The organism is Bacillus cereus group sp. MYBK95-2, from assembly GCF_051915225.1.
GTDB classification, from domain to species: domain Bacteria; phylum Bacillota; class Bacilli; order Bacillales; family Bacillaceae_G; genus Bacillus_A; species Bacillus_A cereus.
The window spans coordinates 109,798-125,602 of record NZ_JBQAEH010000010.1; the positions used below are offsets into that span (position 1 = coordinate 109,798).

The window sequence follows — 15,805 nt, forward strand, 5'->3', positions numbered from 1 at the left end:
TCTCCCTTTATGAATTCCGACTTTTATAAAGTAAATAAATAAAATAAGGTGCACCAATTGCTGATGTAAATACCCCTGCTGGAATTTCAAGTGGTGTGAAAATTGTACGCCCTATTAAATCTGCAGCAAGTACTAGAATTGCACCGACAATAGCTGCAACTGGGAGCAATGCACCGTATAAAGAACCAACTAGCCTTCGTGAAATATGAGGTGCCATTAAACCGACAAATCCAATCCCTCCGGCGAAGGCAACTGCTCCCCCAATTAAAGCCGTACTAAGTAATAACATGAATACGCGTGACTTCGTTAAAGGAACACCAAGTCCTACCGCAATATCATCCCCTAGCTCTTGCGCATTTAAATGTCTAGCAGCTATAAATGATATTACCGTTAAAATGAGAACCCACGGTGCAAGTACCATAACATTTTGCCAAGAAGAGCCATAAACGGTACCCGTAATCCATACATTCGCTTGGCTCGCTTGATAAATTGGTGCTAACAACATGAATAATGTTGTTGCCGCCTTCGTTAATGCCCAAAATCCAACACCAATTAAAACGAGAATAATTGGTGATAATCCATCATTTTTCCATGCAAATAAGTATACAAAAACCGCTACAATCGTTGCTCCTGCAAAAGCTGCTAACGGCATATAATGAATGCTTACAGTTAGCGCATTATTTTTATCACTAAATAGCGCTAAAAATAATACAACTGCAACACTTGCCCCGCCCGTAATCCCGATGATATCAGGAGAAGCAAGTGGATTTCGAACGAGCCCTTGTAAAATACAGCCCGCTACTGCAAGCGCAATTCCTACGAGGATAGCAATTAAAATACGTGGCATACGAAACTTATTTACAACCATATTTGACATCGCATCGCCATTTCCAGTAATTGCTTGCCATACGTCATAAGGAGCAATTTTCATGTCCCCCATACCTGCGCTCGCAAAGAATAATCCTACTAAAACAACTAGTAAACTTAACAAGACGAGACAAGCTCGTTTATACATTAAAAACGAGAGCTCACCTTTTCCTATACGAAACGGAATATATTTCTTCATTTGCTAAGCCCTCTCTTACGTGCAATATAAATAAAGAATGGAGCTCCAATAAATGCTGTCATAACTCCTACTGGTACTTCTTGTGGCATAATGACATATCTTGCTGCTATATCAGCCAATATTAGTAGTATTGCACCTAACAATCCGCTATAAGGTACTCTCCATCTGTGGTCAACTCCAACAAGAAATCTCGCAAAATGCGGAGTAATAATTCCAATAAATCCAATTGGGCCAGCAACCGCAACTGAACCACCAGACAACAGTACAATAATAAGTAACACGAATGATTTCATTAAAATTGTTCGTTGTCCAAGTCCTTTCGCGACGTCTTCTCCCATCATCAATGTATTTACTTTCCCTGCCATCATAAGAGATGCAATCCATCCTATTAATAAATATGGGAATACAGATTGTAAAATTTCTAACTTTCTCCCTTGCACAGATCCAGCAAGCCAAAATAATACCTCTTCAAGTGCTTTTTCATTTAACACAAGTAATCCTTGTGTTAATGATGAAAATAATGCACTAATTGCGACCCCTGCTAACGTTAACTTAAGAGGAGTAGTCCCTTCTTTTCCTAAAGAACTAGAAGCAAATACAAGTACAGCTGCAACCGCCGCTCCTAAAAAGGCAATCCATGTGAAAGCTGATAATGATGTTACTGAAAAGATTACAATTGCTACAACTATAAAGAACGCAGCACCTGAATTTAATCCAATAAAATCTGGAGAAGCAAGTGGATTCTTAGTTAAAGTTTGCATAAGACAACCAGCAATGGCTAAACTAGCACCAACACTAGCTGCAATTAACGCCCTAGGCAGACGTACATTTTGAATAATAATATGTTCATTGGAACCGTTAAAATGGAAAAAAGCATCCAATGCTAGTTTCCAACTCGTATTTGTATATCCGAAAATAATACTTCCCCAAATACAAATAACGACTGCAATGATTCCAACAAATAATCCAATCCATTTTGCTCGATTTGTTTTTAATAACATGCAGCGTTTCCCCTTCAATGTATAATGATACGTTGTTAGTGTATTTCAACTTAATTCTCATTGTCAACGGAAATGAGAATTATTTTCACCCATATGTATTGACAATCAAAAGATAAAGGCTTAATATCATGCTTGCTATTGAAAAATATTCTCAACATATAGGGGGTACATAATGAATTTCATGCGGAAGAAATCGTTTACAGTATTTGTATTTTTACTAGCATTTTCAATGCTTTTAAGCGCTTGTGGAAAATCAAATAACAAAGAAGAATCTACAAAAGAAGATAATAAAAAAGAAGTGGTTACTGTAGAACATGCAATGGGTAAAACAGAAGTTCCTGCTAATCCAAAACGTGTAGTTATCTTAACAAATGAAGGAACTGAAGCTTTACTTGAATTAGGTGTGAAACCAGTTGGTGCTGTAAAGTCTTGGACTGGTGACCCATGGTATCCACATATTAAGGATAAAATGAAAGATGTAAAAGTTGTTGGTGATGAAGGACAAGTTAACGTTGAAACAATCGCTTCTTTAAAACCAGACTTAATTATCGGTAACAAAATGCGCCACGAAAAAGTGTACGAACAATTAAAAGCAATTGCACCTACTGTGTTCTCAGAAACATTACGTGGTGAATGGAAAGATAACTTCAAATTTTATGCAAAAGCATTAAATAAAGAAAAAGAAGGTCAAAAAGTTGTAGCTGATTACGAATCACGTATGAAAGATTTAAAAGGCAAACTTGGCGATAAAGTAAATCAAGAAATCTCTATGGTTCGTTTCATGCCTGGTGATGTTCGTATTTATCATGGCGATACATTCTCTGGTGTTATTTTAAAAGAACTTGGATTTAAACGTCCTGGAGATCAAAACAAAGATGATTTTGCAGAGCGTAACGTATCTAAAGAGCGTATTTCTGCTATGGATGGTGACGTATTATTCTACTTCACATTCGATAAAGGAAATGAGAAAAAAGGATCTGAACTAGAAAAAGAATATATAAACGATCCTCTATTTAAAAATTTAAATGCCGTAAAGAATGGTAAAGCATACAAAGTCGACGATGTTATTTGGAATACAGCTGGCGGTGTAATTGCTGCTAACCTATTACTAGATGACATCGAAAAGCGCTTTGTTAAATAATACACCTCTAGTCAGCACCCTCCTATGGTGCTGGCTATTTTCTATTTCACTGAAGTGTCACATTATTTCATTTTGTATTTTTATTCCCAATATGTTATATTATAAAAGTAAATAGAATATATTTTCTCTATATCAGAATAAATATTTTAATCTAAATTTTCTGATTAATCACTATTTTATTTTCTTTTAGAATTCAATTATTACATTTGAAAACGCTTATCATCTCGTTTTCAGGGCAAAATACAATAACGGTTGAAGAAAAATAGAACTTTTTTAGAAATTTTCTTTCTATTTCCATATAATTCTATTGACTTCTAAATATTTTGTAAATTAAAATGATTACATAAATATCCGTTATACAGGATTAGGGGGAAACAAAATGGATGCAGCTTTAAAATTAGACAAAGCTGGAGAGCAACAATCACCAAAAAAACATCCACCAGGGTTATACTTGTTGTTCTTTACAGAAGCATGGGAAAGATTTAGTTATTACGGAATGCGTGGCTTATTAGTTCTTTATTTAACAACGAGCTTAGTAAGCGGCGGTTTAGGATTTGATAAAGCAGTTGCAGTTCAAATTTACGGTATTTTCACAATGTTAGTATACTTCACACCGATTATCGGTGGTTGGTTAACTGACCATTTCATTACGAAGCGACATGCCATTACTATTGGTGGTATCATCATGGCACTTGGTAACTTTGTACTATTTTCAATGAACACAAAAACCGGACTATTTTTAGGATTAGGATTATTAGTTATTGGTAATGGATTCTTCAAACCAAATATTTCGACTTTATTAGGTCAATTATATAGCGAAAACGATTCTCGTCGTGATAGTGCCTTCACTATCTTCTACATGGGAATTAACTTAGGGGCTTTTGTTGCTCCATTCATTTGCGGTTATTTCGCAGATTATAAATATGGATTCTTAACAGCTTGTATCGGTATGATCATTGGTCAGATTGCCTTTAACTTATTAGCACCTCGTTACTTAGGATCTATCGGAACAACTGTTGTAGGGAAAAAATCTAAAGAAAAAAATGCAAAAGTAATTGAGAAAAAACCTTTAACAACACAAGAGAAAAAACGCACTGCTGCAATTTTAATTTTAACTTGTTTCGTAGTATTCTTCTGGGCAGGATTTGAACAAGCTGGTAGTTCTTTAACACTTTACACAGATAAGTTCGTAGATCGTACAATCGGTGGATTTACAATTCCAACACCTTGGTTCCAATCTGTAAACCCACTATTCATTATCTTATTAGCATTACCAGTTTCTGCATTATGGATTAAACTTTCGAAAACAAAAAATGGTGATTTGAAAATCCCAACAAAAATGGCATTAGGTATGATTTTACTAGGAATTGGATATCTAGTTCTAACTTTAGCTGTATTAAAAACTGGTAGCGATGAAAGTAATATTACAATAAAGGCAAACTTACTATTCATTGTATTCACTTACATGTTCCATACAATCGGTGAGTTATTCTTATCACCTATCGGATTATCTATGGTAAGTGCAATCGCTCCTGTTAAATTAGCATCATTATTAATGGGTGTATGGTTAGCTGGTACTGGCTGCGCAAACTTATTAGCAGGACAATTAGCTGCTTTCACTCAATCTTTAGGATATTTAGAAGTATTCGCAAGTATCGGTATTATCGTAATTGTACTGGGATTAGTACTTCTTATGTTCTCTAAGAAAATTGCACATATGATGGAATAACAAAAAGACGCTTCTCAATTGAGAAGCGTCTTTTTTATTATTTCTCCTCTAAAGCTGTCACGTCCACATGAACGCTCTCACCAGGATTAGATACATCATACACTTGAGCACTCCCCTTCTGCTCATCACAGCTCTCAATCCATACTGGTACGCCCTCATATGTAACGTCAATTCTACTTAAAGAAGATAAAATTTGTTTCACACGTTTCACATCCATACTACTGTCCCTCCTTTTGCTTACTACACTCCTTTCTATTTTTTCTTTTCCTTTTAGAATATATTCCGTAAGGCAGCATGTTGATTGATAGTCATTTCTTCCTCACATGCTAATATTTACTCTCTCGCTACCTTTCTGACAAATAAAAAAAGACGTATATTCCATACGTCTTTTTCCATAATATTCAAATTTTAAGAAAATAATGTTTTTACTACCGCACTTACTTTATCATTATGGATTTGATAATACACTTCTAATCCTCGTCTTTCAAAGCGCACTACTTTATTTTGCTTTAACTTCGTTAAATGTTGTGAAACCGTTGATTGCGGAATTTCTAATACTTCCTGTAGTTGTGTTACATTACATGTTCCTCTTTGCATAAGTTCCATTACTAGACGTAGACGAAGTGGGTGAGCTAACGCTCTTAACATTTGTACATCTTCTTCTGAAATACGACATTCGAATTGATTTTGGCTCATAAAGTTCCCCTCATTTTCGTTTTTATTTGCGTTTTTATGTTCTTTTTATTTATTTATATATCTGTTCTTATATTTCCTGTTACGACATAACTTTATCAACCTATAAAGCCGAAAAATTTTTCCATCTTTATCAGCAAAAATTCAGGAAAAAATCCTTGCTGATTTTGAATATTATACTATATGATATAACGAAAAAGCAAAATAATGGCCTACGAATACTTTGCTTGCAAACGTTGTTTTATCAAGCTTTTTGTTATATTTTCACCTCATTGAAACGCACAGTAACGGTATTGTAAAATACCGTCTATAATTGATAACCTATCGTAATGTAGTTGAACTATAATTAACCTCTTTGTTACGCTAAAAGGAATTTTCAGTAAAAAGAGATGATGTGATATTAAAAGTTTGTTTCTAATTTTTTATTCGTATTGCAAGCGGTTGGACTGTTGTGCAAAACTTCCTATTTAAATCCACTCACCAATCCTCCCTCACACTAGATCAAATAGGACAGATAGGTGCATATATTAAACTTTATACTCGATATAAAAGACGGCATCTAATATACACTTATAGGAAACACGCCATCTGAATAAGCAAAATAATATGCAAATAGTTTATACAGCACACTTAAATTCATTTGAGTGTGTTTTTTGTCTACTTTATGAACAAAGCTTTTCTTTTAACACTATTATGGAATAATTATACTTTTTTACGTTGACAATAGTGTTGAAGGAGAATATACTAAGCATGTAAGTTGATTGTGAATAGTTTCACAAATAATGTGAATTTCTTCACATATAATAGATAGGAGTTGTCATTATTATGAGTACTTGGACACAAATTTATGACCCATTAAACAATATTTGGTTATCTGCACTAATCGCAGCACTTCCAATCTTTTGTTTCATCATTTGTTTAATGGGATTCAAAATGAAAAGTTACATGGCTGGTCTTTATAGTGTGATTGTCGCTATTATCCTTGCAATATTTGTTTATAAAATGCCAGCAACAGTAGCTGTAGCATCTGCTGGATTCGGTGTTTTATCTGGATTTTATCCAATTTGTACTATCGTTATCGCCGCAATTTTCCTTTACAAATTAACTGTTAAAACAGAGCAATTCAATATTATTCGCGATAGTATTTCAAGCATTACAAATGATCAACGTTTACAAGTATTATTAATCGCTTATTCTTTCGGTGCTTTCTTAGAAGGTGCAGCTGGTCTAGGGGTTCCAGTTGCTATTACAGCCGCACTACTTGTAGGTATGGGCTTTAATCCATTAAAAGCAGCAGGTATTTGTTTAGTAGCTAATATTGCTGGTGGTGCTATGGGTGCTATGGGTATTCCAGTTACAGTGCCAGCACAATTAACTCAACTTGACGCATTAACTATTGGTCGTCAAACTGTTCTTATTTTACCTTTCATTAGTATTATTTTACCTTTCTTACTTGTTTCAATGGTCGATGGAATTAAAGGTATTAAAGAAACTTGGCAAGGTATTCTTGTAAGTGGTGTTTCTTTCGCTATTACTCAATTCGCTGTGACTTACTTCTTAGGTGCAGAACTTACTAATATTTTCGCAGCAGTTGTAAGTATGATTGCTCTTGCATTATTCTTACGTGTTTGGCAACCAAAATCTTCTACTAAAGAAGAAAAACAAGAAACTAAAGTATCACATACATTCAATCAAATTTTATACGCTTGGTCTCCATTCGTATTCTTAACTGCATTTGTAACAATCTTTAACTTAAAACCGATTAAAGCTTTATTTGCTCCAGATGGTGCGTTAGCAAACTTAGTATTTAACATTCAGTTCCCTGGTCTTCATAATGCTGTTATGAAAACTACACCAATTACAAAAGCTGATACACCTTTCGCAGCTGTTTTCAAATTTGATGTATTCTCTTCTACAACTACTGCGATTGTACTAGCAATTATCGTTTCACTTATCGTTTACCGCGTAAAAGGTAAAATGGTTAAAGAATTAATGATTGAAACAATGAAAGAATTAAAAGCTCCAGTATATACAATTTGTAGCGTTATCGCTTTAGCTTACGTAGAAAACTACTCTGGTATGTCATCTACACTCGGACTTGCATTCTCTTCTACTGGTAATGCATTCCCAGTTCTTTCTCCAATCTTAGGATGGATTGGCGTATTCATTACAGGTTCAGTAGTTTCAAGTGGTTCTTTATTCGCACCACTTCAAGCAGTAACAGCAGACCAGTTAAACATCGTTCCTTCTACACTCGTTGCCTTAAACGTAGTAGGTGGTACAATGGCAAAAATGGTTTCACCACAATCTGTAGCAGTTGCTTGTGCCGCAGTTGGACTAGTTGGTAAAGAATCTGCTCTATTTAAAACAGCAATGAAATACAGTTTAATCTTCTTAGCTGTTATTAGCTTACTTCAATTAAACGCTGTATTTAATATCTTTTAAAAATAAAACACCGATCCAAGTGGATCGGTGTTTTTCACATTACATTTTTTTATTTTTTAATAAAGAAGCTCCAGCAATTTCAGGGTGAGTCATTTCGAATGGATCTAAAATAATATCCAATTCCTCTTCTGTCAGTACACCATGTTCTAAACATAACTCCCTAACAGATTTCCCTGTTTCAATTGCTTCACGTGCAATACGAGATGCTACTTCATAACCAATATGAGGATTAACTGCTGTAATAATTCCAACACTTTTCTCAACATATTGCTTCAGCAATTCTTCATTTGCCGTAATTCCTTCAATACAATATTCACGGAATACACGGAATCCATTATTCATAATACTAATAGATTGAATTAAATTAAATACAAGCACAGGCTCCATTACGTTTAACTCTAATTGTCCTGCTTCTGATGCTAAGCAAATTGTATGATCGTTTCCGATTACTTGGAATGCGACTTGGTTAATCACTTCTGCCATAACTGGATTTACTTTTCCTGGCATAATCGATGAACCTGGCTGACGTGCTGGCAATTGAATTTCAGCTAACCCAACACGTGGACCAGACGCCATAATACGAAGATCGTTTGCAATTTTAGACATGTTCATCATACATACTTTAAGTGCTGCAGATACCTCTGTGTATGCATCTGTATTTTGCGTTGCATCAACTAAATGCTCTGCACCAACAAGTGGGAATCCACTAAACGTTCTTAAATGTTTTACCACTTGTTCAATATACATAGGATTTGCATTTAATCCTGTACCAACAGCTGTCGCGCCCATATTCACTTCATATAAATGTTGACGAGACTGTTTAATTCTTTTTATATCACGCGCAAGCACTCGGCTATACGCTTCAAATTCTTGTCCAAGGCGAATTGGAACTGCATCTTGTAAATGTGTGCGTCCCATTTTAATAACATGATCAAACTCTTTTGCTTTTTTACGAAAAGCAGAATGAAGTTCTTCCATTGTAATAAGAAGCTTTTCTAACATCATAAGAGTTGCAATATGAATCCCTGTTGGAAACGCATCGTTCGTTGATTGGGCCATGTTCACATGAGTGTTTGGGCTAATTTTCGCATACGCCCCTTTTTCATATCCCATACGTTCTAACGCTCTATTCGCAATTACTTCATTTGTATTCATATTAATAGAAGTTCCGGCTCCACCTTGAATAGGATCCACGATAAATTGATCATGAAACTTTCCATCAACAATTTCTTGCGCTGCTTCTGCAATTTCATGTCCAATGTCTTTAGCTAAGTAACCAGTATCTATATTCGCAAGCGCCGCCGCTTTTTTCACAATTGCCATTGCTGTAATGAGTGATGGATGAATGCGATATCCTGTAATTGGGAAGTTTTCTACGGCACGTAATGTTTGTACACCATAATAAGCTGCACTTGGTACTTCTTTTTCACCTAAAAAATCTTTTTCTATACGTATATCCTTCGTTGCTATCATTTTTATCACCTATACTTTTTCATTCTAAATCCTTATCCAAAAAATCCGCCCTCTAAAAACACGAGTATCATTCAGAAGAATTTTTCAGTATCCACCTTCACTATATAGCACCTTTTTTGAAAGCGCAAACATTTATTTTTCTGTATATCCTTTTTATTAAAGTTTATAGAAAATCATTCTTCTACTTTCCTTATTTCCACTCGTTTAATTTGATGCATATCCTTTTCAAGGACTTTAAAATAAAAACCGTGTTTCTCAATAATATCTCCTTCAGCAACGATTTGTTTTTGTACCATAATCCAGCCACCAATTGTATCTACATCATCAGCAATTAAATGTATGCCAAGCAAATCATTTACTTCACTAATAAGCACTTTTCCTTCTACGATTTTATAACCTTCACTTATATGCTCTATAGGGGGATTCTCATCTTCATCGTATTCATCTCGAATTTCTCCAACAATTTCTTCTAAAATATCTTCTAGTGTAACAATCCCAGCTGTACCACCATATTCATCATACAATACAGCTAATGGAATGTGTTTTCTTTGCATTTGTAATAGTAAATCATGAATTGGAATATTTTCTAGCACTTCAATAACTGGCCTTGTATATGGCATAATTGAGCACTCCTCATCCCGATTACCATCCATATAACGAATAAATAAATCTTTTACATTAACCATCCCAATAATTTCATCTTTATCTTCACCAAATACAGGATATCTCGTGTACTTTTCTTGCGCGATTACTTTAATATGTGTTTCAAATGGTTCGTCCTCATATAAGCCTACAACTTCCGTACGAGGTACCATAATTTCTTTTGCTACTCTATTATCAAATTCAAAAATATTATTTACATATTTAAATTCCCTTTGGTTAATCTCTCCGCTCTCATAGCTCTCAGATAAGATTAACCTTAATTCTTCTTCTGAATGAGCTACTTCATGTTCAGAAGCTGGATGTAATCCGAATAAACCAGTTACAACCCTCGCTGAACCATTCAAAGCCCAAATAAACGGATACATAACTCGGTAAAAATAAATAAGTGGTTTCGATAACAATAAGCTAACTTGTTCTGCTTTTTGTATAGCAAATGTCTTTGGAGCAAGTTCCCCAATGACAACATGTAAAAATGTAATTACTGCAAAGGCAATAATAAATGAAACTGTACTGGAAATTGCAGGTGAGAATTTTAATTTTAAAAACAACGGCTCGAGTAAATGTTTAATGGTTGGTTCCCCTAACCACCCAAGCCCTAAAGCAGTAATTGTAATACCTAGCTGACAGGCCGATAAATATTCATCTAAATTTGAAGTTACCTTTTTAGCTGCCAGTGCACCTCGTCTTTTTTCGCTAACGAGTTGATCAATACGACTGCTACGTACCTTAATAATTGCAAATTCAACAGCCACAAAAAATGCTGTTAACCCAATAAGAATGACTACCATCAATAATTTTAAAATATCCACATATGCTCTTTAGCTTTCTTAGCTAAAGTTACACCTCCTTTTAAAAAGAAGTTTCACTTTAGTTTCTTCAATTATTGGAAAGCAACTCTATATAAAATCCACCAATTTTCAAACCTCATACAATTCTAAAGGTAAACCATCAGGATCTTGGAAAAAGACGAATTTCTTCGCCGTTATTTCATCAATACGGATCGGTTCCGTCTCAACACCACATTGGTTTAAATGCTTCACAGCTTCTTCTATATTTGTAACAGCAAATGCTAAATGTCTAAGACCGGCTGCTTCTGGAAAACTTTTACGCTCAGGCGGATTTGGAAATGAAAATAATTCGATTTGATACTCTTCTCCTACACATAAATCTAATTTATAAGAATCTCGTTCCTTTCTATATACTTCATTTATCTCTTTAAACCCTAATATCCTAGTATAAAAATCCTTTGACGTCTCATAATTCGAACAAATAATTGCAACGTGATGCACTCTACATATATTCATGCTCTCTCTATTCCTTTCTTTACCAAAGATGCATATTCTCCCTTGAAATGAAAAACATATATAGCAGAATATCTCTTTTAGGGGGCTTACCATGAAATTCATTACTTTTTTCGTCGGACTAATTGTTGTTTTCTTGCTCGCTTATATTGCTAGCAATAATAAGAAGCATATTAAATTTAAACCAATTTTTATCATGCTTATTATACAGTTAATTTTAACCTATTTACTATTAAATACAGAAATCGGCCTCATACTTATTAGAATCATTTCCAGTTTGTTTACCAAGCTACTCGAGTATGCTGCTGATGGAATAAATTTCGTATTTGGTGGTCTTGCAAATAAAGGTGAAATGCCATTTTTCCTTACTGTATTATTACCAATCGTCTTTATTTCTGTTTTAATTGGTATATTACAACATTTCAAAATATTACCATTTTTTATTCGTTGGATCGGGTACTTTCTTAGTAAAATAAATGGTCTTGGTAAATTAGAATCTTACAACGCTATCGCCTCTGCCATTGTCGGCCAATCAGAAGTTTTTATTACAGTGAAAAAACAATTAGCTCAAATTCCAAAACACCGTCTTTATACACTTTGTGCCTCTGCTATGTCAACCGTATCTATGTCTATCGTAGGTGCCTATATGACAATGATTGAACCTAAATATGTAGTAACTGCACTCGTTCTCAATTTATTTAGCGGTTTTATTATCATACTCATCATTAACCCTTACGACGTTAAAGATGACGAAGATATTTTAGAAATCAAAGGTGAAAAACAAAGCTTTTTTGAAATGCTTGGAGAATACATTCTTGATGGTTTTCGTGTAGCCATTGTTGTCGGCGCTATGCTCATCGGATTCGTCGCATTAATTAGTTGTATTAATGACCTGTTCCTCATTATATTCGGTATTACGTTCCAACAATTAATCGGCTATGTATTTGCACCTATCGCATTCCTTATCGGTGTACCCAGTTCTGAAATTGTCGCGGCTGGCAGCATTATGGCAACGAAGCTTGTAACGAATGAATTTGTCGCAATGATGGACCTTAGTAAAATTTCTAATAGCCTTTCTCCCCGTACAGTTGGTATTATTTCTGTTTTCCTTGTATCTTTTGCCAATTTTTCTTCCATTGGTATTATTTCAGGTGCGGTAAAAGGACTAAACGAAGAACAAGGAAACGTTGTTGCGAGGTTTGGCCTTAAATTACTATATGGAGCTACTCTCGTTAGTATTTTATCTGCAATTATCGTAAGCATTATGTTGTAATTAGGTAAAATTTTATCATTTTCTTATCCCTATCTTTTGTATACAATAACGAATAGGTGTCTTATAAATAATCAAGACATCTATTTTTTATACATGTACAATCGCTTTTATTTAGCGTAAAATATTTTTTATGTGTTTGAATACACTTCTAAATGTATACACTTTGATAGTTTTAAAGGAGAAAAAATGATGAAATCCGACACGAACAACAATACGCGAGCCAAAAAAGGACGCTCAAAGAAAAAACGCCTACTTTGGTTCCTTCTTATTCCATTACTAATTGTAGCACTTGGAGCAGGAGGCTACTCCTTCCATATATACAGTAAAGCAAAGTCCGTCTTAAATAATGCTTATGCTGAACTAGGTCGAGGAGATAAGTCCAGTAAACGTGAAAAAGCTGTTAAACCTATGACCGACAATATTTCCGTACTAATTATGGGTGTTGATGAAAGTGATATTAGGGAAAAAGGTTATGGAAAAGCAACTCGAACAGATGCGTTATTACTTGCAACAATTAATAAAAACGATAAATCCGTTAAACTTGTAAGCATTCCACGTGACTCACGCGTCTACATTAAATCACGTGATAAATACGATAAAATCACACATGCGCACGTATTCGGTGGTGTAGACAGCACAATTGATACGGTAGAGAACTTTTTAGATGTTCCAGTTGACTACTATGTAAAATTCAATTTTAAATCCTTTATTAAAATTGTTGATTCTCTTGGTGGTATTACTGTAGACGTTCCAGTTGAGTTCACAGAGCAAAATAGTAAAGATGAAGCAGATGCCATTCATCTAAAAAAAGGACGTCAACATTTAAATGGAGAAGAGGCACTGGCACTAGCTAGAACTCGTCATATCGATAGTGATTATATGCGTGGTCAACGTCAACAGCTTGTATTAGAGGCCATTGCTGAAAAGGCACTATCTCTTAATTCCATTAATAAAATCGGTGGCCTACTAGACGCTGTCGATAAAGATTTAAAAACTAATTTAACTTTTGATGATATGATGACAATTACAAAAAATTCAATGGATTCAAATTTAAAAATGGAAAAAATGCAAGTAGAGGGTACAGATAAATATATAGGTGGTATTTATTATTACGTTCCAAATGAAAAAAGCGTCGATACTATTTCAACTACCCTTCAAAAACATCTCGGTGTTACGAATAAAAATGAACATAAAAAATTATAATAAAAAGGCTGCTAGATCTTTCTAGACAGCCTTTTTATTATATTTTTCAACATATTTTTCATACACATTGTGACAAGAAGTGACAATTATTACAGCGGTGTAACATTTTTTATGAAAACATTACACACACAGTGAAAATAATAGTATACTAGTACGTACATAATGTTATTTTCATCATTTTTATACAAAAAATGTAATACATATATTTATACATAAATTTCTGGGGGGAAATAAATGAAGCTAAGTAAAATACTGATTGGTTCTGCAATTGCTGGGGGCATATTACTTTGTGTAGGCGGTGTTGGGGGATATCAATATGTATCCAAATTAAATAATCAATTAGATACTACTGCATTACCAAATACTACATTTGAAGGTATTTCTCTCGACGGAAAAAATAAGAAGGATATTCAAGCAATTATTAATCAAAAGGTAACTGAGTTAGATCAAAAATCCCTTACCTACATATTCCAAAACGATAAACAAACTTACACATGGAAAGATTTAGGAATAAATTATAAAGAGAAAGATATTATTGACAAAATCTTCAAAGAACAAGAAGGAAACGTAATGAATCGTTACAAAATGCGTAAGCAAGCTGAAAACGGTGAATTAAAACGTGACTATAAATTAACACCACAATTAAATGCAACAGCTTATGAAACCTTTATAAAAGATAAATATAATGAAACATTAAAAAATCCTGTTAACGCAGAATTAAGTATTGAAGGCTCAACAGTAAATATTAGTCAAAGCCAAAACGGAGAAAAAATTGATAAAGGGAAACTAAGCGGTTTAACAAATGAAGCTATTACTACTGGTAAATCAGATGTTACATTACCAGTTACATTCATAAAACCAGAACGTTCTACAGAAGACATACAGAAAATGGGTATTAAAGAAGTCATTGCTGAATATTCTACTCCAATGGCTGGCCGTAACGGAAATCAATCATTTAACGTAAATAAGTCAGCTAATACTTTAAGTGGGGTTATTGTCGCACCTGATGAAACATTTAGTTTTAACGGTCGCGTTGGCGTAACTGATGCTGCACATGGTTATAAATCTGCAGCAGTATATTCACAAGGTAAAGTAATACAAAGTGCAGGCGGAGGAGTTTGCCAAGTCAGTAGTACATTATACAGTGCAGCTTTAAGGGCAGATTTAGGCATTGTTTCTCGAAGCAATCATTCTATGCCAGTAAATTATTTACCACTTGGGCAAGATGCAGCAGTAGCAGATTATGGTCCAGATTTAAAATTTAAAAATAATACAGGCAATCATATTTATATTCAAGCATTTTCAAATGGAGGTAGTATTACTACACGCATTTTCGGTACAAATACTGGTAAAAATGTTGAAGTTTCTTCTCAAGTAATTAGTAGAACTAGTGATAAAATCACCGCGGTTACGTATAAAAAAGTAACACAAAACGGGGAAGTAATATCAAATGGACAAATTTCAAAAAGCGTATATAAAAGCGCTCCAAAAGAATAGATAATATCAACCGAATAACATAAAGAAAAAGGCGTGATTTAATCACGCCTTTTTCTTTTGCAGTAATAGTAAAAAAGTTTCAAGATGGTCTTTCGTTTCTTCTAAAGACCACATACGATTTCCTTGCTTCGCAGCTAATACACACGCCTCTTCCCACGCGTTCTTTTTCTTCATATTTATTAATTCATCACGTAATTTCAAAACAATTTCTTCATCTTCTTGTTCAATAAACTCTTCCATCACGCTTACTATTTCATCCTCATGAATACTTAACGTACAGTACGATTTAAGAAAGTATTGTAATGTCGTATACATAATGT

General features: G+C 34.3%; 14 protein-coding genes. 6 read left to right on the top strand and 8 right to left on the bottom strand.

All coding sequences use genetic code 11. The annotated features are described in order from the left end of the window. Positions 1–7 precede the first annotated feature (7 nt). Together ACTFN4_RS25395 and ACTFN4_RS25400 are read right to left on the bottom strand one after the other, a co-directional pair. Complete coding sequence (locus ACTFN4_RS25395) at positions 8–1,066, bottom strand: FecCD family ABC transporter permease (protein WP_000760060.1); 1,059 nt, start codon at positions 1,064–1,066, stop codon at positions 8–10. Further along, on the bottom strand, positions 1,063–2,067 hold the full coding sequence (locus tag ACTFN4_RS25400; RefSeq protein ID WP_000925232.1) for a FecCD family ABC transporter permease: 1,005 nt from the start codon (positions 2,065–2,067) through the stop codon (positions 1,063–1,065). Before ACTFN4_RS25400 ends, ACTFN4_RS25395 begins: the two co-directional genes overlap by 4 nt. 172 nt (positions 2,068–2,239) lie before the next feature. Between ACTFN4_RS25400 and ACTFN4_RS25405 the strand changes: the two genes are divergently transcribed. Both ACTFN4_RS25405 and ACTFN4_RS25410 read left to right on the top strand, forming a co-directional pair. Next, positions 2,240–3,208 carry an ABC transporter substrate-binding protein gene (locus ACTFN4_RS25405; protein ID WP_001010276.1) on the top strand — a complete coding sequence of 323 codons (969 nt, stop codon included), beginning with the start codon at positions 2,240–2,242 and terminating at the stop codon, positions 3,206–3,208. Between the two features lie 379 nt (positions 3,209–3,587). After that, positions 3,588–4,937 (top strand): peptide MFS transporter, encoded by a 1,350-nt coding sequence (locus tag ACTFN4_RS25410; protein WP_000338317.1) that lies wholly within the window; start codon positions 3,588–3,590, stop codon positions 4,935–4,937. Positions 4,938–4,974: 37 nt separating this feature from the next. On the opposite strand, the gene ACTFN4_RS25415 is transcribed toward ACTFN4_RS25410, so the two are convergent. Both ACTFN4_RS25415 and ACTFN4_RS25420 read right to left on the bottom strand, forming a co-directional pair. After that, a complete protein-coding gene (locus tag ACTFN4_RS25415; RefSeq protein ID WP_439962953.1) occupies positions 4,975–5,154 on the bottom strand; it encodes an acid-soluble spore protein H in 180 nt (59 codons plus the stop codon). A 191-nt stretch (positions 5,155–5,345) separates the two neighbouring features. Further along, a complete protein-coding gene (locus ACTFN4_RS25420) occupies positions 5,346–5,633 on the bottom strand; it encodes an ArsR/SmtB family transcription factor (protein WP_000081428.1) in 288 nt (95 codons plus the stop codon). An 822-nt stretch (positions 5,634–6,455) separates the two neighbouring features. Here ACTFN4_RS25420 and ACTFN4_RS25425 point away from each other — a divergent pair. Next, complete coding sequence (locus ACTFN4_RS25425) at positions 6,456–8,075, top strand: L-lactate permease (RefSeq protein ID WP_000109096.1); 1,620 nt, start codon at positions 6,456–6,458, stop codon at positions 8,073–8,075. Between the two features lie 39 nt (positions 8,076–8,114). Here ACTFN4_RS25425 and aspA read toward each other — a convergent pair whose 3' ends face one another. The 3 genes from aspA to gloA2 all read right to left on the bottom strand — a co-directional run bounded on the left by aspA (position 8,115) and on the right by gloA2 (position 11,515). After that, positions 8,115–9,548: an aspartate ammonia-lyase gene (aspA, locus tag ACTFN4_RS25430; RefSeq protein ID WP_000562128.1), complete on the bottom strand. Its 1,434-nt coding sequence runs from the start codon at positions 9,546–9,548 to the stop codon at positions 8,115–8,117. 173 nt (positions 9,549–9,721) lie between these two features. Beyond that, positions 9,722–11,020 carry a hemolysin family protein gene (locus tag ACTFN4_RS25435; protein ID WP_000353313.1) on the bottom strand — a complete coding sequence of 433 codons (1,299 nt, stop codon included), beginning with the start codon at positions 11,018–11,020 and terminating at the stop codon, positions 9,722–9,724. 108 nt (positions 11,021–11,128) lie between these two features. Beyond that, on the bottom strand, positions 11,129–11,515 hold the full coding sequence (gene gloA2 / locus ACTFN4_RS25440) for an SMU1112c/YaeR family gloxylase I-like metalloprotein (protein ID WP_086692372.1): 387 nt from the start codon (positions 11,513–11,515) through the stop codon (positions 11,129–11,131). Between the two features lie 91 nt (positions 11,516–11,606). On the opposite strand from gloA2, the gene ACTFN4_RS25445 reads away from it, so the two are divergent. The 3 genes from ACTFN4_RS25445 (at position 11,607) to ACTFN4_RS25455 (ending at position 15,485) form a co-directional block, all read left to right on the top strand. Continuing rightward, positions 11,607–12,785, top strand: a complete 1,179-nt coding sequence (locus ACTFN4_RS25445) for a NupC/NupG family nucleoside CNT transporter (protein WP_000668866.1) — start codon at positions 11,607–11,609, stop codon at positions 12,783–12,785. Positions 12,786–12,971: 186 nt separating this feature from the next. Beyond that, positions 12,972–13,988 (top strand): LCP family protein, encoded by a 1,017-nt coding sequence (locus ACTFN4_RS25450; protein WP_002163841.1) that lies wholly within the window; start codon positions 12,972–12,974, stop codon positions 13,986–13,988. Positions 13,989–14,222: 234 nt separating this feature from the next. Then, positions 14,223–15,485, top strand: coding sequence for a VanW family protein (locus tag ACTFN4_RS25455; protein WP_000777355.1), 1,263 nt, complete (start codon positions 14,223–14,225; stop codon positions 15,483–15,485). A gap of 42 nt (positions 15,486–15,527) precedes the next feature. On the opposite strand, the gene ACTFN4_RS25460 is transcribed toward ACTFN4_RS25455, so the two are convergent. Then, positions 15,528–15,800 (bottom strand): hypothetical protein, encoded by a 273-nt coding sequence (locus ACTFN4_RS25460; RefSeq protein ID WP_000288803.1) that lies wholly within the window; start codon positions 15,798–15,800, stop codon positions 15,528–15,530. Positions 15,801–15,805 lie beyond the last annotated feature (5 nt).